The sequence below is a fragment of the Haloferax sp. DFSO52 genome, from assembly GCF_048158745.1.
Classification (GTDB): Archaea; Halobacteriota; Halobacteria; order Halobacteriales; family Haloferacaceae; genus Haloferax.
The window spans coordinates 1119525-1139812 of sequence record NZ_JBLOPB010000002.1 but is presented as its reverse complement, the minus strand read 5'-3'; the positions used below and the strand labels follow the sequence as shown (position 1 = coordinate 1139812).

Below are 20288 nucleotides of genomic sequence, written 5' to 3'. Positions count from 1 at the left end.
TATATAGTGAGTGGTGAACGCCATGAATCGCTGTGTTCAAACCCATCGCGCGGTGTTTTTGGGTAGATGACTATTCCGTCGTTCGTCATCGGCATCGCCGGGGGCAGTGGTGCCGGAAAGACCACCGTGGCTCGACTCATCACGGAAAACGTCGGTGAGTCTGTGACACGGATTCCGATTGACAACTACTACAAAGACCAGAGCCATCTGGACATGGTCGAACGCGAGAAGATGAACTACGACCATCCCTCCGCGTTCGAGTGGGAACTCCTCCGCGAGCAACTGGCAGCACTGCTCGAAGGGCAACCGGTCGAGATGCCGCAGTACGATTTCGAGATTCACAATCGCAAACCGGACCGAGTGACCGTCGAACCAACCGACGTCATCATTCTCGAAGGGATTCTCGCACTCTACGACGAGAACGTCAACGAGATGCTCGACTTGCGCCTCTACGTCGAGACAGACGCCGACGTTCGAATCCTTCGCCGTATCCAGCGTGACGCCATCGACCGTGGCCGCGACTTGCAAGGCGTCATCGACCAGTATCTCTCGACGGTCAAGCCGATGCACGAACAGTTCATCGAACCGACGAAGAAACACGCAGACCTCATCATCCCCGAAGGAGCCAACAGCGTCGCCGTCACGCTTCTCGAAGAGAAAGTTCAGGCCGAAGTCGAAGGCGACGAGACGCGCACGTGGGAACGCGAGGCCCTCGAACAGGAAGTCAACGAACGGACTGGCTTCGACGAGCCCCACAACTAATCGGTTGCAGCGAGTCGTGAGAAGAGTGAATCGGCCCGATTATGCCTTCTGGCTCTTGACGAACTTGTCCGCACCCTCGTAGAACCAAAAGCCGTTTTCGCGCATGGCCTTCCCGACGGCCTTGTGCAGTTCGACGAAGTCACCGAACTCGTCGCCTTCGACGTGCTCGAAGATGTCCGCGACAGAGACGACGCGCTCGTAGTCGAGTCGGACTGGGTCGTCACCGAACTCTTCGACGAACTCCGCTTTGTTCAGCGGGAAATCCTCGTCTTCGTTGAGTTTCTTCGCGATAATCGCCTGGCCGTACTTCCGTCCACCTTCGCTCCCTTCTTCGCCGTCCGGGTCGTGTGGCCAATCCATACCCGAGGATTGGGAGGCCGATTCAAAGCCGTTACGCATTTGGTGGTATCTGTCACGGGAACTCCACCGCACCCCGCGCTCTTCGGTGACTCTCAGCAACAGAGAATGATATTCTAATTACATTTCTTCCAGCGTCTTCTCTCCACGTATGACCAACTTCGACACGTCGCGTTCGTCGCCGACGATACGGTTCGAGGGTGGACTCGTTCCCCTCGTGGCGTTTTTCGTCGCGACCATGGTCGTCACGACAGTCGCCGTACTGTTCGCCGAGCGGTTCATCGGTGCTGGTCCGATGTCTCCTGTCGAGCGCATTCTCTACTTCGCCGTCGTGTACGGCGTCATCGGCCTCATCGCGTTTGGTGCGCTCTTTCGCGAAGGGCTCCGGCCGTCTGACGTCGGCCTCTCGCAAAAAAACGTGGTTCCGGGCGTCCTCCTCGTCGTCGCGATCTGGGCCGGTGCGAACCTCCTCGGTGCCACCACCACCAGCGAAAACGTCGTGTTCAGCCTCCCACCTGCGGTGACTGTCGTCACGTGGGCGACGTTGGTCGTCAGCCAACTCGCCTTCGTCGGCCCGATCGAGGAGTTCGCCTTCCGTGGATACTTCCAGAACAAGTTCGTCGCACTGTTCGGTGGCGGGTCGAACCGAATGCGGAAAGCGGCTGGTATTCTCGTCGCCACGGTGATATTCGCCCTCTGGCACATCCCACAACGCCTCGTCATCGAGGGCCTGTCGGTCTCTGAAGTCGTTCCCGCTGTCGTGGTTCTCTTCGTCCTCGGACTGGTCTTCGCCATTCTCTACGAACTCACACGGAACCTGGTGTTCACTGGCGTCCTCCACGGGACGTTCAACATGCAACTCGTCGTGACGTTCACCGAGAGTGGTGCACCAGTCAACGAGGTGATGATGTTCGTCTGGCCGCTCATGATACTCGCCGCACTCGGATATCGGCGGTGGGCGAAGACGGCACGCCGGGACGATTTCGGTGCCCAGTCCGGGCCGTCGCTCGTGGCGTCCGATGGTGGGTCGTAAGTAGCTGAAAAAACCGTCGTCAGGCGGACGCTATCGAGCACTCTCGACCGGGATGCGTTCGAACCGGTCCTCGCTGTCTCTCCACCACTTGGCGTCCCCCCGCCGCGTTCTGAGTAGTTCGTTCGTGTAGTGCTCGCTGAAGTTGACGCCAGCACAGACGATACATCGCTTCGGACTCGTCTCCGACGCCGTCGCTTGGACGATTCCACAGTGTTGACAGATGTGCAGGTGCGTTCTGTACCCCATGGTCAACTGTACGGTTCGAGAGGATATGATGATATTTCGTGCAATTCTTGCAACCATTGAGCGGATTTCACCTAGTGAGTACGGGTATCCGTACCGACCTCGACACATTCCGTGTTCGACCGACTGTCGCCCGAATCTGGTACTCTCAGACTGAAATACGAACAGATATGTTTGGTGACTGCTAACATTCCCCATGGCGGGGGTGTTAGACGACATCCGCTTCCTCGCGGACTCAGACCACCGTCCGGTCGTGATGAATGTACTTGCTGGTGGGCCACACTCCAGAGCGGAACTTCGAGGGATGACCGGTGCCTCGTCAGCAACTATCGGTCGCATCGTTCAGTCGTTCGACGACCGGGGATGGCTCGAACGAGACGGCGCGACCTACTCGTTGACACCGCTGGGGTTGTTCGTTGCCGACTCCTTCGAGGCGCATCGTCGTGACATGGAACTCGCGCGTGAACTTGACGAGTTACTCCCGCACATGCCGATTGGAGAGATTGGCGTCGAAATTTCGGCACTCTCCAACGCCCACATCACGCGGGCAACACAGACGAACCCGTTCGCCGTCGTCTCTCGCGTCAGAGAACTCGAACTCACCTCGGACACCGCCTTCAGTTTGACCGACTTCTTCCCCGAACCGTGCATCGACGGCCGATACAACGCAATCGTGAACGGCGTCCAGACCTTCGAAGCAGTGTTCTCACCGGTCGTCATCGAAAGCGCGATGACATCCGACTCAGCCAGCAAGTTCGAAGCAATCGTCGCGTCCGACCGAACAGACATCTACGTCTACGGTGAGCCGATTTCGCAACCAGTGATGCTCCACGACGGCGTGGGGTGTCTGGTCGTCCGCGACGACGAAAACGTCTCTATCGGCATGGTCGAACTCGAAGACGAGCGCTTCACCGAGTGGGTGGTCGACGTGTTCGAAGCACACCGGGCCGACGCGACGCTGCTCACTCCCGACGACCTTTCAAAATCGATGGCAGACGTACTTGCAGAGGCGTGAACGGAGGCCGGTGTTTGGTCGGTGTGGATGCAGTGAAGCAGGGATTGCTGTGGTGTAATGTGACAAGTTCTCCCAGTTCGAGGTGGAGAGCCTACAACACGAACGGACCACGCTGGCGAATGGGTTCACCGTGTGGTCGGCCAGAAACGGCGACGACTCGGAGTGTTCCATCGGTCTGAAGTTCGACGGGACGTGCGTCAGTAATCGGGAGGACGTCGCCACTGGCGAACGCCGCACCGTCTACTGTCCCCTCACCGTCGACGCCGTAGAGGAACCCCGCCCATCCGCCCGGCATCGACCACGTCCACGAATCGGTGACGACGACATCCAGATACTCCATCGGTGTGATGAGGTCGATTGGCGACCCCTCGCCCACAACTGTCGTCACCGTGGCACCGTCTTGGACCTCTGCGGGGAGTTCGTCGGCCGTCGCGTCGACGTAGTCCGGTTCGACATCCTTCTCAGCGCGCGGCAGATTCACCCAGAGCTGCAGACCCGTACAGGCCTGGCCGTCCGCCGGAAATTCGGAGTGTCGGATGCCGCGACCGGTCGTAATTCGCATCGCATCCCCCTCGTAGGCGGTGTTCGTGACGCCGAGAGAGTCCTCGTGGTCCATCCCGCCGTCGAGCATGTAGGAGACGATTTCGAACCCGCGGTGGGGGTGCATCGGAAATCCCGTATTGGGGTCAATGTAGAACTGTTCGAACAACACGAATGGGTCGAGTGAAGTCGGATAGGCGTTTGTCGGGAACGCACGGTTCGAGTTCACTCCTGTCCCGTGTCGCACGAGTTCCCCCGATAGCGGAGTCGATGGGTCGGACGGCGACTCGTTGGCGTCCATGGTCGAGGTTGGTTCACTGGCCGGTAAACCCTGTTGAATCCGGGCCTTTGGGAGGTGAGTGGTCGCGGTGGGACTGGGATTGTGAACACCGTGAGACCCTTCGCGCCTATCCACGCTCGCTTCGCTCGCGTGAACCACGGTCGCTCACTGACGTTCGCTCGCTGGTTCAAAGCCCAGTTTGTGTCCGATTTCCACTCACAGAACCACGCAGATGAAACTGCGCGGAGTGTGGTTCGTGGAAAATGCGGTGGGACTGGGATTTGAACCCAGGATTCCGTGAGGAAACCTGCTTTCAAGGCAGGCGCGTTAGGCCGCTCCGCCATCCCACCTTCGGCCGACACTTCTGAGTCAGGTACCTAAGACCTGTCGTTCTCGTTCAATCGCGAACGAGTTCGAGAACCCCGTCGGTCGGTTCGACGCGAAGACCCGCCTCGAAGACGAACGTCGTCGTGTACTCGGGGACGACGCGTTCTGACTCGACACGCGAACGAAGTATCGGAACGACTGTCGCGAGGTCCGCACCCGTCTCGACGACCGGAAGCATCTGGATGTAGTCCAGTCCCAACTCGGCGTCGTCTGCCTGTGCTGCGAGCGTCTCGACTTCGGGTTCGTCGTAGGCGTCGGTGAAGTCGATTGGCTCACGGAATCCAGAGAAGAAGGTTCGGCCTTCGGTCGATGGGCCGAGAACCACCGGCGTACTTCGGAGTTTCATCGCCGCAGTGTCGATGTGCGTCCGTCCAAGTTGCGGAACGTTCGGGCGGACGACAGCGGCCGAGTGGACCTCCTCTTCGGTGAGGAGGTGCGTAATCGTATTGCCGGCACGCGCGGAGAACGTCGACCCGACCTGCGCTTCGAATCGCACGTCGTCAGTGCCGCCGAGTGCATCTACGACGACGCTCCGAATCGCTGCTTCCGAGGAACGGTCGGTGACGAACTCGTCTGGGATGTCGTCGTCAGTCCGGTAGTTCACGAGCAGGTCGCCGCCGGAGCGCTCGACAGCGACGCAGATGTCTTTGAGCATCGCAGCGTAGAGGTCTGCGACCTCCTGTTCCGAGAGCGGACTCGTCTCTGCGAGGTCCGGAAGCACCAGTCCGGGTCGCGGCGGTTCGGCGAGGACGGCGATGACGGTCATATCCTCATCTCACGCCGGCGAACCCTTGAACCCGCCGCTTGTCGACGCCCGAGTCAGCGACCCCGACGCCCTTTCGTCTGGCGGTAATCTCGCCCGAAGACGGAGTCGCGGACGTGTTCGACGAACGCCTCGGTGTCCGCGTCGGTCTGTTCGGCGGGGTCGAGCATCGGAACGAGTTCGAATCCACGGCCACGAATCGTCGTCGCGTGTTCGGCGTCGATATCGAAACTGTCGGCTGCTCGCGTCGTGTAATCGAACGCCAGCGCCTCCAGTGCGGTCTGTCCCACCGGAACGATGATGTGCGGATTTATCATCCGAATCTCGGCGTTCAAGAAGGGCTCACACGTCGCTATCTCGTTCTCTGTCGGGTCTCGCTCTGGGTGTCGGCAGCGAGTGAGGTACGTCAGAAAGACGTTCTGCACGTCGGGTTCTTCGGCGTCGGGGTCGGACCGCGAAAAGCCGAGTTCGGCGAGGATATGCTGGACTCGCTCGCCTGCTTCGTCGCCGGTGAAGGGGACGCCGGTTCGCTCTGCGTCCGCGCTCGGTGCTTCTCCGACGAAGAGAAACTCCGCACCCACGTCGCCGTATCCGTGGACAACCTGCTCGCGGGCCTCACAGAGGGCGTCGCAGTTGGTGCAGTCGGTGTCCATCGAGAAGGGGTTCCGGAACTGGCGTTGGTGTGCGTCCACGCCCCTAGGTTCGACTGGGGAGGCAAAACCGACTCGGTCTGTGCAGGTGGGGTGAACGAATGAGCGGTCTCCGGTTCGGCTGCAACCTCGCCCCGCACCGTGGAGATTCAATCCGTAAAACAGTCACTGGTGCCGATACCGTCAGTGTCTGCTGACTGACCCTCTTATTTGAACTACTGAATATGACGAATATATATTGATGCATTGACAGACCGATATAGAGGCCATGGCAGAGAAACGTCCCGTCGAACCCGAAGATAGGCTGTTACGGAACAGACGCCTGTGGTGGGGAGCGTTCGGCCTCGTTCTACTCGGCGTCGTGGCGTGGATTGGGTTCCGGTACCTCGGATGGGTCGTCTTCGGCTTGTTCACGTACTACGTTGGACGCCCCATCACGAATCGGCTCCAACGATACATCTCTTCGCGCACGATTGCAGCAGCACTGACGCTGACGTTCATCATCGTCCCAATCTTGCTGTTCATCGGTCTGTTCCTCGGAATCGCGGCGAATCAGGCACTACAGATACTGAGTTCAGACGCTGCGGCGGCACTCGTCAGTCGCCTACCGTTACCCATTGACCAGCTTCCAACTGACCCTGTTGACCTCGTCGTCGTCATCTTCACAGACCCGTCGTACTCGTCGTTCCTCAACCAGTTTGGCGGGTTCGTTGGGGTGGTTACGGCGACGCTGTTCAACGTGTTTCTGACGCTCATCTTCGCGTTCTTCCTCCTCGTGGATGACCTGCGGCTCTCTCAGTGGTTCAAAGAGAACATCTTCGGGTCGGACTCGCTCACTGTTGAATACCTTCGGGGCGTCGACAAGGGGCTCAACTCGGTGTACTTCGGCTACACGCTCACGATCTTCGTCGTCATGATTCTCGCCGCACTCATCTACGGTCTGTTCAACCTCGTCGCTCCCGGCGGAATTCGGATTCCGTACGCCATCTTACTCGCAGTCGTCACTGGCGTGTTCACGCTCATTCCGCTCGTCGGCCGGTCGATCGTCTACGTGTTCATCGTCGCGATAATGGCTGCGCAGGCTCTCCAAACCGGTCCACAACTCCTCTGGGTCCCCATTGTCTTCTTCGTCTTGATGGTGCTCGTGTTCGACAACGTCGTTCGGACGTACATCCGCCCGTACCTGTCGGGGAAGTCCTACGACATGGCGCTCGTCATGTTCGCGTACCTCCTCGGGCCGATACTCTTCGGATGGTACGGAATCTTCCTTGGGCCACTCTTGATGGTTCTCATCGTCGAGTTCGTCACCAAAGTCATGCCGCGCTTTACGAACGTCGAGGGCGAGGACGAACCGATGCCGGAGATTGGAACCGGTGGTGGAAGTCCAATGGAGTTCGGTGACTTCCCCGACACCGACCGGGGAGAGACACCCGCTGGGTGACCACAGTGGTCGTGTGAATCTGACCGATTCAGTCTGGTCTCATTTCGGTTCGTCCTTGAGTGGGTCGAACAGGTGCTGAAGCGGAGTGTGGGTGGTCACTGCGGTCGAGTCTGTGACTCGGTCAGTGAGTCCTCGATACTTGCCACGAGCCGTGATTCGAACACCGCGTTGAGCGGTATCAACAACAACCACGAGAAGATGGCCAGCGTTGGGTTGAACTGTGCGATAACCACCGACCCGAGAAACACGACCGGAGAGACGAGAAACCGAATCGCTTGAATCTCGACCGTTCGCGAGGCCAATCCTTCTTCGATGAGTTGTTTCCGGGAGGCGTACCCCCACAACAGCGTCAGCGAGAGCCCAGTGAGTGCCAATACCACTGCGTAGAACGAGACGCCAAACGCAGTGTTGGGATACTCGGAGAACACACCCGTCGCGTACGGGATGAACGCGACGAAGAGCAGGAACACAAGGTTGAGCCAGAGGACGCCGCGGTCGTGGCGTTCGATGTGAACGAACACGCGACGGTGTAACACCCAGTAGAGACCAATTGTGAGAAAGCTCAGAACGTACCCAAAGAACTCGTGCCACTGCTCGGCGACGAGTTCGGGGAGTATCGCGACAGTACTCCCGGGTGGAATCTCTGGAACGGTGATTTCCAGCACCAGTAGTGTGATGGCGATTGCGATGACGCCATCACTGAGCGCGAGCAGTCGGTCGGTCTCGAGCGAGTCCAGGCGAAATGGCAGTGACACACACAGTATTGGTTCCGTCGTAGCATCGTCTTTTTCCACGTTTTTAGGAATCTCTGCCAACGCAGTAACTCACCACCCGTGAACTGTCGCGTTGGTCTCGGTCGGCCAGCTGTCACGCGCCAACCACACTGCCCAACTGCGCTCAGTCGAACAGCGCAAATCAGAGATTTGCTGGCTCGGCTTCACTCCCTTCAGTCAAACTCTGCCGAGCAGAGTTCGGCATGCTCGCCTTCGCTGCGCTCAGTCAAACGCAGACAACGACGCATCCCGTCCCGGTGAGAGATACCGACGAATCCGGTTTCTGTCCCATCCGAGCGGGGAGACGACGCTCTCGGCCGCCCGAATCAACAAGCGGTCGTAGTACTCGGTATCGACGGCATCGACACCGGGGTGCTCGAAGTCGAGGCGAACGCGGTCGGTTCCGCGTCCGTCCTCGTTGGCGACGATGTACCGAACGGACTGCCCCGGTTCGCGGGGGACACCGAGCGATTGAGAGCGCTTCCCGGCGGCGGCGACGAGCGTGTTGCGGTCGTACTCACTGGGCGCACGCGAGAGGCGACTCGTCACGAGCAACTGGTCAGTCGGAACGTCGTGTCGCCTGAGGCGAGACCGGTGCCGAACCAGTCGGTCGCAGACTGCCGCAGCGTCGCGGTGTCTGTCGAGCGTCGATACGAGGTCGCGCTGGGCGTCCGCGACGAACTCGGGCGTGCTTCGCTGACGAACCTCGATGCCTTTGTAGACGTATTTCCCATCCCTCGTTCGGCCGAAGTAGCGCGTGAGCGCACCGCGGTCCATCTGCCGAGTCGGGACGAAACACACCCAGTCGTACGTCGCTTCGACTTCGAGCGGAATCCCACAGTCGTCGGTCACCGTCGCAGCGATTGTTTCGGGCGACACTGGGTCGTCACGAGTCGCTGCTAACCAGAGACTATCGACGATTCCGTGGACGACGCGCCACCCGCCCTCTTCGGCCGTCTCCTTGGCCCGCAAAAGCAAGTCGCGGGCGACGGCGTTGATTGCCTCGTGGCACTCGATGCGGCCGAACTTCGCGTTCCGATAGCCCTGATAGCCGAAACACGAGACGAGTACCCACTTGATTGCGCCAGACTTCGCCCGTGCCGACGCGGCGGCGGGTTCGTCACCTGCTGCCTCAGCCTCGCGTATCTCTCGTTTGAGTCGCCGTCTATCTGCAAGCAGTGGTTCGAGCACGTCGGGGAGAAACCCGCGACGGTCACAGATGGTGTAGCCGAGTTCGGGGATATCTGCGCGTCCGGCGTGGCAGTCGCATCCGAGCGTGTCCGGCGAGATGTTCCACTCGCAGATGATTCGCGGGTACAACGAGGCGAAGTCGAGTTCGACCACGTCCTCGTGGAGACCGACTATCGGGTCGAAGGTGAACCCACCCCGGTCGGCCGCGTGGAGCGTCTCGACCGATTTGAACGTCTCTGGCCGGCGTTTGTTCCACGGCACGAGCACGCCGCGAGCCATCGCCTCTCGAATCTGCATCGCCGTCAGGACGTTTCCGATGCTCGCCCACGACGCCTCCTGAAGCGGTTTCCACGAGCGCTCGACCAGATAACACAGGCCGTCGAGTCGCGACTCGGCCCACAGGAAACTGTTCCCGGTATCGACGATGGCCCGCCCCGGGACCGCGTACCTCGCAGGCGAGTGTCGGACCGTGCCGTAACTCACGACAGTGTTCTGTCCGGCGAGGCGTTCGAGTCCACGCCCCGGGTCGCGGCCGAGTGGACAGTCGATATCGAACTCGGCCGCGCGGTCACGAAGCAACGGTAAGAGACGTGCCGAACTGACGACGAGCACGTCCGGGTCGTGTTCGTCGAATGCCGCGCCTGCGGTCTCGACAGCGTCGCGCTCGCAGCGTTTGGTCGAGTCGTCGCTTCCCGGGTCGTCGCTTCCCGGGTCGCCACCGACCGAGAGTGCCGAGAGGTCGCCGTCTGCGAGCGCTTTTTGCGGAAGGGAGAGCCGAAGTGTGCGGGGGCGACGTGATGGTATTGGTGGTGCGTCCGTCTGCACGCAGTAGCGAAATCCGGGCGAGAGGTCCACGTTGTAGAAGCGAACCTCACCGGGCGAGACGCGGCCAAGCAAGTCGTCGCGGAGGCGACGCGCGAGTTTGCGGACCCCACGTGGGTCCACGACGGCGACGCGAAGGACCTCGGTTCGTTCGCGCGAGTCGAGTCGAAGATACTGTCGGTCGTATCCGACCGCGGCGACAGCAGGGTCGGCGGAGAGTCGGCGTTCGAGGTCGGCGAGGACCGAATCGGGGCCGGCGACGTACATCGTGGGAGTGTAGTCGGTCACACGTCGCGACCGAGCACCGTCGTCGGTCAGGTGCCACTCGACGACGTCGTCGCCGTCGAAATCCACCGCGAACACGGTTATTTGTCCGTCTGGGAGGTGATTCCGACGTGTTCGCGGAGGTGGCGCAGTTCGCGTTCCTGTGAGAGGAGCATCGAGAGGACGACTGCTCGGTGCGGGTCGGCGGGATTCGCGTGCCCTGCCGCCGCAGCGTGTTCGTGCGCACGCTCGAACAACCGGTCGAAGTCGGCTTTCTCCTCCGCGCGAAGGGCACGGCGATAGGGTGCCCACGACTCGCGATAGCGACGAAGTGAGTCCCGAAAGGTCGGATTCGTCCGTCCCATCAGTGACCCTCCATTGCCACCGCATCGAGTGTCGTGATGGACGCCGGGCCGACGTGAACAGCGTCTTCCTCGGGTGCGACACCGAGCAGTTCGACCCAGTACGGAATCGTCGTTTGCCAGTAGTCGCGGTGGTGGTAGACGCGGGTCTGCACGCCGTCGCCGGTGAAGGCGACGCCTTCGCGAGTGTCGTTGGACTCGATGGTCTGGCCTGCGATGTCGGCCAGTGCGTCAGTGAACGCGTCGTCCGTCCCATCGCGCGCAGTAACGAGAATCGGGATGGACAACGACTCCGCGAGGGCATCGAGGATGGCCACCGAGGAGTCGAAGAGCGTCCGTGCCTCGCCGTCCGGAACGTCCGGGTCGCGATAGAGCGCCGGGAGTCGGGGAACGACGACGAGTGACGTCCGCGGAGAGACACGACCCGGAAGCGACGAGACGAGTTCGTGGTGCTGATAGGCGGTGAACGCCCGTGCGATTCGGAGACTGCGGAGTGTTCGTCTGGACTGTGCGTGGTCGTAGAGCGTGTGTGTGACGGCGTCGTTCCGCGAATCGACCCAGTAGGCGCTCCCCTGCCGCCGAGCCAGTTCGGCAGTGACCAGTCGGGAGAGCGCGTGGGGTGTCTCTCCGGAGCGACGAAGCAACGTCACACCCGATTCGAGTCGCGGACACGCCGAGAGCGTGTCAGTTCCCATCTCGTCTACAACGTCGCTGTGACGCGTGTAAAGTGCGAGCCATGGATGCAGAGTGTAAGTGAAATCTGTGAAGACTGTCGTCTCAGCAGGCGTGTGTGGTGCGAGCGTCTAAAGCATCGAAACGTCGAAAGCGAAAGTGAACGCAGGAATGGACCGGTTCCCGGGGAGAAAATCACTGCCAGTCGGACTCACCGGCTACTGAGCGAGAACCCGCCGACGCGACTCAGCGGTCGAGGCCGCCTTGCGCTTTGATGTCCATGATGTGGCGGACGTTGAGGTAAATCTCCTCGGGCGACGTGTCGCCGTCGGCGTCGTACAGGTCGCTGACGCGGTAGAGGATGGCCGAAACCTGCCGGCTCTCCGACGAGTCACCGTAGATGTCGTCGGCGATTTCACGGAGGAGTGCGACCTTCTCCGGGTCCGCCGGAAACTCGGCGTCGGAGTCGGGGGCCATCTCCCAGTCTACCTCGTCTGCGTCCGGGTCCGGGGGAGACTGGCCGCCGTCGCTCATTGCTGACTAACCCGCCGACGCTGGATGATTCCGGTCATGTCGGCGACGTTCTCGGTCATCACGCGGAACGCGTCGGCCGTCTCGTTGTCTTCGTCGAGCACGATGGGGCGCCCGCCGTCGCCACCCTCGCGAACGGCCGGGTCGAGTGGAAGCGCACCGAGGAACGGCAGGTCGTTCGACGCTGCAAAGTCGCGGCCACCACCCGCACCGAAGATGTCGTGGTTGCTACCACAGTCCGGACACCGGAACGTGCTCATGTTCTCGACGATGCCGAGGACGTTCGTGTCGTGCTTGCCGAACATCCGGAGTCCCTTGTTGGCGTCGTCGAGGGCGACGGTCTGTGGCGTCGTGACGATGACCGCGCCGGTGAGCGGGAGCGTCTGGAGGATGGTCAGTTGCGTGTCACCCGTCCCCGGCGGTAAGTCGAGGACGAGGTAGTCGAGACTGCCCCATTCGACGTCTTCGACGAGTTGGGTAATCAGCTGGTGGACCATCGGCCCGCGCCAGATAACCGGGTCGTCCTCGCCGACGAGGAACGCCATCGAGATGAGTTTCACACCGTACTTTTCGGGCGGGATGATGGTCTGGTCCTCCGTGGCCTGCGGTGCTTCGTCGGCCGCGAGCATCCGCGGCACGTTCGGGCCGTAGACGTCGGCGTCGAAGAGACCGACGCGCGCGCCGAGTTTCGAGAGCCCTGCCGCGAGGTTGACCGCGACAGTCGATTTGCCGACGCCGCCCTTTCCGGAGGAGACGGCGATGATGTTCTTGACGCCCGGGAGGACTTCCTCTTCGGGCGCACGGTCGGTCGGTATCTTGGCCGTGAGGTCTGCTTCGAGCCCTTCGTCGGCGAGCAGTTCACGAATCTGGCGGCCGATTTCCGACTCCGTCGGGGAGTACGGTGCCCCGAGCGCGAGCGAGATGCGGGCGGTGTCGCCGTCGACGTCGATGGCGTTCACCAGTCCGAGCGAGACGATATCGCCTCCGAGGTCAGGGTCTTCGACTGCACGCAAGAGGTCGCGTACGTCGGCTTCGTCCATGTCGATTTATCCGGTGGTGTGGCCGATAAGGGTTTTGTAAGGTCTCACCTGACGGTGTGGCTGATGCGGGTTTGTAAAGCCTCGTCGCGAACCACGTCGAACACACACCCTCCGATGGAAACGGACGAGGCCCACTCGTCGGAAATGGTAACCAATACCAATTACGTCGCCACTCGATTCGACAGCGAATTTATCAACATACACTCCCAGTGTTCGAGATATGGTGCTGGTAGACGACTTCGGCCGAGAAGTAACCGGAGTCCGTATCTCTCTGACCGACCGATGTAATTTCGACTGCGTCTACTGCCACAACGAGGGGTTGGGCGACACACGCGGTCCGATGGACCCCTCCGACGAGGAGATGAGTGCCGACGACGTGGTTCGGTTCCTCGAAGTCGTCGAAGAGTACGGCGTTCGCAAGGTGAAGTTCACCGGCGGCGAACCGATGCTCCGTGCCGACCTCGAAGAGATTATTCGACGCACGCCCGACTCGATGGAGACGTCGCTGACGACGAACGGAACCTTCCTCGGTGACCGCGCGGACGACCTCGTCGAGGCTGGTCTCGACCGAGTGAACGTCTCGCAGGACGCCCTCGACCCGGAGGCGTTCGCGGAGATTACCAAATCCGGTGCGTACGACAAGGTGATGGAGGGCGTCAAAGCCGCCGTCGAAGCGGGTCTCACGCCCGTCAAACTCAACATGGTCGTCTTCACCAAGACGGCAGGCTACGTCGAGGAGATGGTCGAATACGTCGCAGAGAACGAGGGCCTCCAACTCCAACTCATCCAGTACATGCCCGAACTCACGGGGCGTCCGGAGTGGAACATCGACATCGACCGCGTCCACCGCTGGTTGACAGACCTCGCCGACGATGTCGAGACGCGCGACATGCATCACCGCCGTCGCTACTACGTCGGGAAGGGCATGGTCGAAATCGTCGACCCGGTCGAGAACCCCGAGTTCTGTGCGAACTGCCACCGCGTGCGCGTGACGCACCGAGGCTATCTCAAAGGCTGTCTGAACCGCAACGACGACCTGCGACCGATGGGTGAGATGACTCGCGACGAAATTCGTGAAACCTACGAGGCAGTCGTCGCCAACCGCGTCCCCTACTACGGCGAGTATATGGTGCGCGACGGCGACGGCGACTGGACCCTCAACGAAGAGTACATCGGCGTCTGACCGGTCGAACGGGCCTCGAAGAGCGGTCGAACTTTTCTCAGCGCGACCCGTCTCAGTGTTTATGACACCCACTGTCGAGCGACTGGTCCTCGCCACCGATGGGAGTGACAACGCCGTCCGCGCGGCGGACCACGCGATTTTCCTCGCTGCTGCCTTCGGTGCGGAACTGCACACTATCTCTGCTGCTGGTGTCCCTCACAGGGGACTCGCTCGCGTCGCCGACTCACTTCGTGTGCGTACTGCCGTGGAAGCAGAGGAGGCAGTCGCCGCAGTGACGCGAAAAGCACTCACAACCGACGTCCCGACGACGACGGCGGTCATCGATGGCCCGCCAGCGAGAGTCGTCACCGAGGCGGGAACTGACGCGGACGTGCTCGTCCTCGGCCGACACGGACGCACCGGTCTGGGCCGGTTTCTCGTCGGGTCCATCACCGAAAGCGTGGTGGACGACCCGCCGACGGCGACACTCGTCGTTCCAGCCGAAGCGGACGCGATTCCCTCGTACGAGACGATTGTGCTCCTCGTCGACGACTCACCAGCGGGGGGCGCCGCCGCAACGACTGCGATTGCCGTCGCGAGGGCGACGGGCGCGAAACTCGAACCACTCGCCGTCGTCGACGACCGATTCACCGACGCACCGGGACTGCGCCGCATACTGAAAGACGAGGCGCGGCAACTCCTCAGAGACGTTGCAGTCGAGGCGGCCCGCGAGGCAGTCGAGTCGACCGCCACCATTCGGACGGGTGTCCCGGCGGCCGAACTGCTCGACTACGCCGACGAGGTCGGTGCAGACCTCGTCGTGGTCGGAACCGACGCCTCCCGGCACCTCGATAGACACGTCGCGAGTAGCGTCGCCCGCCGACTCGTCCGTCGAGCGACCGTTCCAGTCCTCGTCGTTCCGACGAACACCGGGGACGACACGTCCCACCAGTAATCTGAAAGACTCACCCCAAACAGCGGAAAACACAGAATACAGGAACTTTCCGAGGCGAACAGGACGTAAATAAATCTCAGGATTGTTTTTTGAAGTTTCGTTCAATTTATATGCTCCCGGTCCTGCGGTACCGATGTTGATTGTACGTTCAGTCAGTCCGCGTTCACATGGCGTGAGCGACCAGTGCCAGACGCACCGCTGGACTGATTTCTCGTCCGAACGTCACCCAATCACCCCCGTCCCGAACCACCCACCACTCCCGTTACCCACTCTATGAAACTCTCACGTACACTCGTGGTCTTGCTGATCGTCCTGGTCGCGATTCCAAGCCCAGCGATGGCCGGTATCGTCGGCGAACCGAATCTCCAAGCGTACGCGCCGAGCAACAAACTCGTTCCCGGGCAGGAGGCGTCGCTGGACGTCGTCATCACCAACTACGGCGGCGACACCGAGTATCGAAAGTTCTCCTCGTCGGAGAGCTCCGCGTCGCTGTCGGACCAGGAACGCTCGAAACTCGAAGCGCAGGTCCGCTCCGCGCGGAACGTTCGACTCACCCTCAAATCCGGTGACGCACCGATCGAGGTGAACACCGCGACGGTTCCAGTCGGAGACATCCCACACGCCACGCAGAAGCAGACGACGTTCTCGACGTCGGTCAAAGAAAACGCCTCGCCGGGCACCTACGACATGACACTCGTGGCGAGCTTCGAACACGACGAGTCCGTCCGCGACAACGGCGACGTGCAGAACGAAGAAGACAAGACCGTCAGGATTCCCGTCACCGTCGTCGTCGAAGAAGCACCGCGCTTCCAGATAGTCTCCGTCGAAACCACCGCACAGGTCGGCGACAGCGGGACGACGACTGTGACGATGCGCAACGTCGGAAGCCAGACGGCGTACGACGCGTCTGTCGCACTCACCTCGCAGAACGGCGAGATTACGTTCGGCCAGGCGACGACTGCGAGCAGATACGCCGGTGAGTGGGGCGTCAACGAGACGCGCCGCCTCGAATACGAAACGACCGTGGCATCGTCGGCCGCGGTCCAGCAGTACGCGCTCTCGGCGGTCGTCAACTACGAAGACGATGACGGCGTCCCACAGCAGTCGAAGAACCGCGCGACTGGTGTGACTCCACTCGCCGAACAGTCGTTCTCGCTCGCTGCCGCCGACTCGACGCTTCGGGTCGGCCGTGAGGCGACGGTCAGCGGGTCCATCACCAACAACGGCCCACAGACCGCCCACGACGCAGTCGTCATCATCTCGTCGAACTCCCCCAACACGAACATCAAAGAGACCGAGTACGCACTCGGGACGCTCGAAGCAGGTCAGTCGGCCGACTTCGACTTCTCGGTCGAGGTGACCGACTCGGCAGACGCCGGGCAGCGCCAACTGAGCTACACCGTCGAGTACCGCAACGCCGACAGCGACACCCAGCAGTCGAATGCGCTGTTGATGAACGCCGAGGTGAAACCCAAACAGAACCTCTTCGGCATCGAGACGAAAAACGGCTCGGTCGAAGCAGGGAGTTCGCAGACTGTCACGCTCGTCGTGACCAACAACGGTGAAGAAACCTACCGCAACATCGACGCGAAGGCCTTCGCTGACAGTCCGCTGACGCTCGACGACGACACGGCGTTCATCGAGGAACTCGCACCCGGCGAGTCCGCCGAGATTCCGCTCGAACTGTCCGCCAGTTCGTCTGCGAGTCCGAAGACCTACTCGTTCGACATCGACTTCCAGTACGAGAACGAAGACGGTGAGCGCAAACTCTCCGACTCGTACCCCGTCGCCGTCGACGTAACTGAATCGACGGGTGGCGGCGGCCTCTCGATGCCGCTCGTCGGTGGCCTCGTCGTCATCGTCGGCCTCGGCATCGTCGGCTTCCTCTGGTACCGCCGGTAATCGACCCTCCCCTCTCCCACAATGATTGACTACGAAGTGTACGTCGACCGCCTCGGTGAGTACATCACCGAAAACCCCGGGAGAGTCGTCGCCCTGTTCTTCGTGGTGACGCTCCTCTTTGGGGCCGGCCTCGGCAACATCTCGACCGACGCCGGGACCTCGCAGTTCACCAACGACTCCCCCGCACAGGAGGCGCTCGACGACGTCAACCGCGAGTTCTCGCCCGCGTTCGAGACGAGTTCCGGGAGTACACAACTCATCCAACGGAGCTCGAACGTCCTCTCGAAGCAGTCGATGCTCGACATGTTGCGTCTCCAAGAGCGCATCATGGACCGCCCGGACCTCCGTGCTAGCTCGGCGTCGAGCGTCGCCTCGACGGTTGCGCGCACGATAGACCCGTCGGCGACGACGCTCGACGAACAGATTGCTACGCTCGAAGCCGCCTCACCCGGTGAAGTCCGGGCCGCAGCGAAGCAAGCCACGGCGAACCCGAACGTCGCGTCGCTCCTCAGCAACGATTTCAACCGCGAGTCTGTGAGCGCATCCTCGACCATCGGCGTCGTCAGCCACGACGTTCCCGGCCTCTCGTCGAGCGCCGGCACGTCTGGTACGAGTCCGATGACGGACATCCAACTCGAAATCCAGACGATGACCTCCGTCGCCAACAGCGACATCCGCGTGTTCGGCAGCGGTATCATCTCCAGTGAGTTGGGCAACGTCATCGTCGACTCGCTGTTGCTCGTCGTCCCTGCGGCGGTGCTGCTCATCTTTGGGTTCCTCGTCATCGCCTACCGCGACCCAATCGACCTCCTGCTCGGCGTCGTCTCGCTCGCCCTGGCCGTCATCTGGACGTTCGGGTTCATGGGCCTCGCTGGCATCCCCTTCAGCCAGATGCTCATCGCGGTGCCGCCGCTCCTCCTCGCGGTCGGTATCGACTTCGGGCTCCACGCCGTCAACCGGTATCGCGAAGAACGCGTGAAAGATGTCGACCCCGTCCCGTCGATGCGGACGACGGTCCGCCAACTCTCGGTTGCGTTCTTCATCGTCACCGGGACGACGGTCCTCGGGTTCCTCGCGAACGTCACGAGTGACCTCGCACCAATCCGCGACTTCGGGTTCGTCGCGGCGGTCGGCATCCTGTTTACGTTCCTCATCTTCGGGGTGTTCCTGCCGGCGGCGAAACTCTACGTGGACCAACTCCGCGAGAGATACAACGTTCCCGCGTTCGCTTCGAACCCGCTCGGAACCGAAGGCGGCTATCTCGCGCGTGTGCTCTCTGTCGGTGTCGTCATCGGCCGGCGCGCACCGCGAGCGTTCCTCGTCGTCGTCCTCGTGACGACTGTCGTCGCCGGTGCCTACGGGACCGGTGTCGATACGTCGTTCTCACAGGAAGACTTCCTCCCGCCGGAAGAGCAAGCCGACTATCTCCAGCAACTCCCCGAACCGTTCAAACCCGGCGTCTACACGGTCACGAAAGACCTCAACTACCTCGAAGACACGTTCGAGAGCACGCAGGGAGACAGCGTGACGGTGTACGTCGAAGGGCAGTTACGAGACGACTCGTCGCTGGAGATGATTCACCGCGCCGGTGAGAACCCACCGGAGTCGTTCGTCGTCGAAGACCGGCGGGCGCAGTCGACGAGCATCGTCACCGTCATCCAGAGCTACGCAGCACAGGACCCCGAGTTCGCGGCGCTCGTCGACAGAAACGACGCGAACGGAAACGGCGTCCCCGACGACAATCTCGAGACGATATACGACGAACTTCTCTCGTCGCCGGTCTCGGGACAGGCGTCGTCGTACATCACCGAAGACTACCGCAAGACGCGCGTCGTCTACACCGTCGAAGGCGACGCCGACCAGGATGCAATCGTCGCCGACGGGCGAGCGGTCGCAGACCGCCTCCGGATGGACGGGACGGCCACCGGGAACACCGTCGTGTTCGAGGCCGTCTCGGACACCATCTTCCGCTCCGCGATTCAGAGTCTCGTCGTCGCACTCATCGCGACGGCCGTGTTCCTGGTATTCATCTACCAACTCCTCGAAGGGCAGTGGACGCTCGGGGTGGTCAATCTCGTCCCCATCGTGGTCGCCCTCGCACTCCTCGCGGGGTCGATGCGCTTCTTCGGCATCCCGTTGAACGCGCTGACCGCGACGATTCTCGCCATCGCCATCGGGTTGGGTATCGACTACTCCGCCCACGTCGTCCACCGGTTCGCCGACGAGTACAACGAGAGCGGAGACCTCTACGAGGCGCTTCACTTCACCGTCAGCGGGACCGGTGGCGCACTCACCGGCAGTATGCTCACGACGACGACTGGCCTCGGCGTCCTCGCAATCGCAATCACACCGGTCCTCGGCCAGTTCGGTATCGTGACCGCGCTGAGTATCTTCTACTCGTACTTCACCGCGCTCGTCGTCACGCCGCCGGCGCTCGTCGTCTGGGAGCAGTTGACCCAGTCCGAGTCGCAGACGACGACAGCAGACCCACTGTTCCCTGATTCCCCATGACTTCGGCCCACCACACTCGCACCGACCCCGTCTCGCCACACGACGACCCGAACGTCCGCGGCACAGTACACAGACTCGACGGGCCACACAGACTCGACAGACCTGCGCACGATGACACGGCCACGAACCGGCCGCAACAGATTCGTACGGTCCGAATCACGAAACGACACGAACGGAACGCTCATGAGTGAGAACACATCGAATCGAAGTATGTCTGCACTCACGAAGGTCCGCCCGTGGCTTGCTGCGATTCTCGGCCTCGCAATCACTGGGTTGGGCCACCTGTACCTCCGACGATGGCGGCGTGCTATCTTCTGGGTCGTCCTCGCGTTCAGTATCTCTGCGCTGTTCGTCCCCACCAGCGCACTGGAAGCGTTGGCGACTGGCGGGTCGATTCCCCCATTCGAACAGATTCTCCCCGTTCTCTTCGTGAGCCTCGCCAGTGTCGCCGACGCGTTCATCATCGGGATGAGACAGGTCAACGACGCACGTCTCGACGCATCCGAGGACGCGTCCACCGACGAGTCTGGCGGTGTGTCGTGTCCGGCCTGTGGCCGCGACGTCGACCCGGAACTCGACTTCTGTCACTGGTGTACGACTCGACTCGACGACGAACCGATAGACGACTGAGA

The 20288-nt window shown here is 61.6% G+C and carries 20 protein-coding genes and 1 tRNA gene; 9 read left to right on the top strand and 12 right to left on the bottom strand.

Going from position 1 to position 20288, the window contains the following annotated elements; all coding sequences use genetic code 11:
* Positions 1-66: 66 nt before the first annotated feature.
* A complete protein-coding gene (gene udk, locus ACK3SC_RS15425) occupies positions 67-762 on the top strand; it encodes a uridine kinase (RefSeq protein ID WP_416841088.1) in 696 nt (231 codons plus the stop codon).
* A gap of 39 nt (positions 763-801) precedes the next feature.
* Here udk and ACK3SC_RS15420 read toward each other — a convergent pair whose 3' ends face one another.
* Positions 802-1122, bottom strand: coding sequence for a DUF5785 family protein (locus ACK3SC_RS15420; protein WP_416841087.1), 321 nt, complete (start codon positions 1120-1122; stop codon positions 802-804).
* A gap of 148 nt (positions 1123-1270) precedes the next feature.
* Here ACK3SC_RS15420 and ACK3SC_RS15415 point away from each other — a divergent pair, with 148 nt between their 5' ends.
* Positions 1271-2152, top strand: coding sequence for a CPBP family intramembrane glutamic endopeptidase (locus tag ACK3SC_RS15415; RefSeq protein ID WP_416841086.1), 882 nt, complete (start codon positions 1271-1273; stop codon positions 2150-2152).
* Positions 2153-2182: 30 nt separating this feature from the next.
* Here ACK3SC_RS15415 and ACK3SC_RS15410 read toward each other — a convergent pair whose 3' ends face one another.
* The gene (locus ACK3SC_RS15410) at positions 2183-2398 is read right to left on the bottom strand and encodes a hypothetical protein (RefSeq protein WP_416841085.1); all 216 of its coding nucleotides are present in this window, start codon (positions 2396-2398) and stop codon (positions 2183-2185) included.
* 193 nt (positions 2399-2591) lie between these two features.
* Here ACK3SC_RS15410 and ACK3SC_RS15405 point away from each other — a divergent pair, with 193 nt between their 5' ends.
* On the top strand, positions 2592-3410 hold the full coding sequence (locus ACK3SC_RS15405) for a helix-turn-helix transcriptional regulator (RefSeq protein ID WP_416841084.1): 819 nt from the start codon (positions 2592-2594) through the stop codon (positions 3408-3410).
* 91 nt (positions 3411-3501) lie between these two features.
* Here the strand turns inward: ACK3SC_RS15405 and ACK3SC_RS15400 are convergent, their stop codons facing one another.
* The 4 genes from ACK3SC_RS15400 to ACK3SC_RS15385 form a co-directional block, all read right to left on the bottom strand.
* The gene (locus tag ACK3SC_RS15400) at positions 3502-4251 is read right to left on the bottom strand and encodes a pirin family protein (protein WP_416841083.1); all 750 of its coding nucleotides are present in this window, start codon (positions 4249-4251) and stop codon (positions 3502-3504) included.
* 245 nt (positions 4252-4496) lie between these two features.
* A tRNA-Ser gene (locus ACK3SC_RS15395) sits at positions 4497-4580 on the bottom strand.
* Positions 4581-4627: 47 nt separating this feature from the next.
* Entirely contained in the window at positions 4628-5383 is a 756-nt protein-coding gene (locus tag ACK3SC_RS15390) for a hypothetical protein (protein WP_416841082.1), read from the bottom strand.
* 53 nt (positions 5384-5436) lie between these two features.
* Positions 5437-6072: a uracil-DNA glycosylase gene (locus ACK3SC_RS15385; RefSeq protein ID WP_416841081.1), complete on the bottom strand. Its 636-nt coding sequence runs from the start codon at positions 6070-6072 to the stop codon at positions 5437-5439.
* A gap of 226 nt (positions 6073-6298) precedes the next feature.
* On the opposite strand from ACK3SC_RS15385, the gene ACK3SC_RS15380 reads away from it, so the two are divergent.
* Positions 6299-7471, top strand: coding sequence for an AI-2E family transporter (locus ACK3SC_RS15380; protein ID WP_416841080.1), 1173 nt, complete (start codon positions 6299-6301; stop codon positions 7469-7471).
* A gap of 95 nt (positions 7472-7566) precedes the next feature.
* On the opposite strand, the gene ACK3SC_RS15375 is transcribed toward ACK3SC_RS15380, so the two are convergent.
* From ACK3SC_RS15375 to ACK3SC_RS15350, 6 genes are all read right to left on the bottom strand, one after another.
* Positions 7567-8226 carry a TMEM175 family protein gene (locus tag ACK3SC_RS15375; RefSeq protein WP_416841079.1) on the bottom strand — a complete coding sequence of 220 codons (660 nt, stop codon included), beginning with the start codon at positions 8224-8226 and terminating at the stop codon, positions 7567-7569.
* A gap of 240 nt (positions 8227-8466) precedes the next feature.
* Positions 8467-10620: a type B DNA-directed DNA polymerase gene (locus tag ACK3SC_RS15370; RefSeq protein ID WP_416841078.1), complete on the bottom strand. Its 2154-nt coding sequence runs from the start codon at positions 10618-10620 to the stop codon at positions 8467-8469.
* A 2-nt stretch (positions 10621-10622) separates the two neighbouring features.
* Positions 10623-10886 carry a hypothetical protein gene (locus ACK3SC_RS15365; protein ID WP_416841077.1) on the bottom strand — a complete coding sequence of 88 codons (264 nt, stop codon included), beginning with the start codon at positions 10884-10886 and terminating at the stop codon, positions 10623-10625.
* A complete protein-coding gene (locus ACK3SC_RS15360) occupies positions 10886-11578 on the bottom strand; it encodes a hypothetical protein (protein ID WP_416841076.1) in 693 nt (230 codons plus the stop codon). Before ACK3SC_RS15360 ends, ACK3SC_RS15365 begins: the two co-directional genes overlap by 1 nt.
* Positions 11579-11801: 223 nt before the next feature.
* Positions 11802-12089 carry a hypothetical protein gene (locus ACK3SC_RS15355; protein WP_416841075.1) on the bottom strand — a complete coding sequence of 96 codons (288 nt, stop codon included), beginning with the start codon at positions 12087-12089 and terminating at the stop codon, positions 11802-11804.
* A complete protein-coding gene (locus ACK3SC_RS15350; RefSeq protein ID WP_416841074.1) occupies positions 12086-13126 on the bottom strand; it encodes an Mrp/NBP35 family ATP-binding protein in 1041 nt (346 codons plus the stop codon). Before ACK3SC_RS15350 ends, ACK3SC_RS15355 begins: the two co-directional genes overlap by 4 nt.
* A 220-nt stretch (positions 13127-13346) precedes the next feature.
* Between ACK3SC_RS15350 and moaA the strand changes: the two genes are divergently transcribed.
* The 5 genes from moaA to ACK3SC_RS15325 all read left to right on the top strand — a co-directional run bounded on the left by moaA (position 13347) and on the right by ACK3SC_RS15325 (position 20286).
* Positions 13347-14309 (top strand): GTP 3',8-cyclase MoaA, encoded by a 963-nt coding sequence (moaA, locus tag ACK3SC_RS15345; RefSeq protein WP_416841073.1) that lies wholly within the window; start codon positions 13347-13349, stop codon positions 14307-14309.
* A 61-nt stretch (positions 14310-14370) separates the two neighbouring features.
* Positions 14371-15243 (top strand): universal stress protein, encoded by an 873-nt coding sequence (locus ACK3SC_RS15340; RefSeq protein WP_416841072.1) that lies wholly within the window; start codon positions 14371-14373, stop codon positions 15241-15243.
* Between the two features lie 273 nt (positions 15244-15516).
* Entirely contained in the window at positions 15517-17145 is a 1629-nt protein-coding gene (locus tag ACK3SC_RS15335) for a COG1361 S-layer family protein (protein WP_416841071.1), read from the top strand.
* Between the two features lie 21 nt (positions 17146-17166).
* Complete coding sequence (locus ACK3SC_RS15330) at positions 17167-19656, top strand: efflux RND transporter permease subunit (RefSeq protein ID WP_416841070.1); 2490 nt, start codon at positions 17167-17169, stop codon at positions 19654-19656.
* 210 nt (positions 19657-19866) lie between these two features.
* Positions 19867-20286: a zinc ribbon domain-containing protein gene (locus ACK3SC_RS15325; RefSeq protein ID WP_416841069.1), complete on the top strand. Its 420-nt coding sequence runs from the start codon at positions 19867-19869 to the stop codon at positions 20284-20286.
* The last annotated feature ends 2 nt before the right edge of the window (positions 20287-20288 follow it).

Excerpts from the sequence above, each read along its gene's own strand:
- ACK3SC_RS15400 (WP_416841083.1), bottom strand. The coding sequence starts at position 4,251 with ATGGACGCCAACGAGTCGCCGTCCGACCCATCGACTCCGCTATCGGGG.
- ACK3SC_RS15420 (WP_416841087.1), bottom strand. The coding sequence starts at position 1,122 with ATGGATTGGCCACACGACCCGGACGGCGAAGAAGGGAGCGAAGGTGGA.
- ACK3SC_RS15360 (WP_416841076.1), bottom strand. The coding sequence starts at position 11,578 with ATGGGAACTGACACGCTCTCGGCGTGTCCGCGACTCGAATCGGGTGTG.
- moaA (WP_416841073.1), top strand. The coding sequence starts at position 13,347 with ATGGTGCTGGTAGACGACTTCGGCCGAGAAGTAACCGGAGTCCGTATC.
- ACK3SC_RS15355 (WP_416841075.1), bottom strand. The coding sequence starts at position 12,089 with ATGAGCGACGGCGGCCAGTCTCCCCCGGACCCGGACGCAGACGAGGTA.
- ACK3SC_RS15340 (WP_416841072.1), top strand. The coding sequence starts at position 14,371 with ATGACACCCACTGTCGAGCGACTGGTCCTCGCCACCGATGGGAGTGAC.
- ACK3SC_RS15335 (WP_416841071.1), top strand. The coding sequence starts at position 15,517 with ATGAAACTCTCACGTACACTCGTGGTCTTGCTGATCGTCCTGGTCGCG.
- ACK3SC_RS15365 (WP_416841077.1), bottom strand. The coding sequence starts at position 10,886 with ATGGGACGGACGAATCCGACCTTTCGGGACTCACTTCGTCGCTATCGC.
- ACK3SC_RS15405 (WP_416841084.1), top strand. The coding sequence starts at position 2,592 with ATGGCGGGGGTGTTAGACGACATCCGCTTCCTCGCGGACTCAGACCAC.
- ACK3SC_RS15380 (WP_416841080.1), top strand. The coding sequence starts at position 6,299 with ATGGCAGAGAAACGTCCCGTCGAACCCGAAGATAGGCTGTTACGGAAC.
- ACK3SC_RS15350 (WP_416841074.1), bottom strand. The coding sequence starts at position 13,126 with ATGGACGAAGCCGACGTACGCGACCTCTTGCGTGCAGTCGAAGACCCT.
- ACK3SC_RS15410 (WP_416841085.1), bottom strand. The coding sequence starts at position 2,398 with ATGGGGTACAGAACGCACCTGCACATCTGTCAACACTGTGGAATCGTC.
- ACK3SC_RS15415 (WP_416841086.1), top strand. The coding sequence starts at position 1,271 with ATGACCAACTTCGACACGTCGCGTTCGTCGCCGACGATACGGTTCGAG.
- ACK3SC_RS15330 (WP_416841070.1), top strand. The coding sequence starts at position 17,167 with ATGATTGACTACGAAGTGTACGTCGACCGCCTCGGTGAGTACATCACC.
- ACK3SC_RS15390 (WP_416841082.1), bottom strand. The coding sequence starts at position 5,383 with ATGACCGTCATCGCCGTCCTCGCCGAACCGCCGCGACCCGGACTGGTG.
- udk (WP_416841088.1), top strand. The coding sequence starts at position 67 with ATGACTATTCCGTCGTTCGTCATCGGCATCGCCGGGGGCAGTGGTGCC.
- ACK3SC_RS15325 (WP_416841069.1), top strand. The coding sequence starts at position 19,867 with ATGTCTGCACTCACGAAGGTCCGCCCGTGGCTTGCTGCGATTCTCGGC.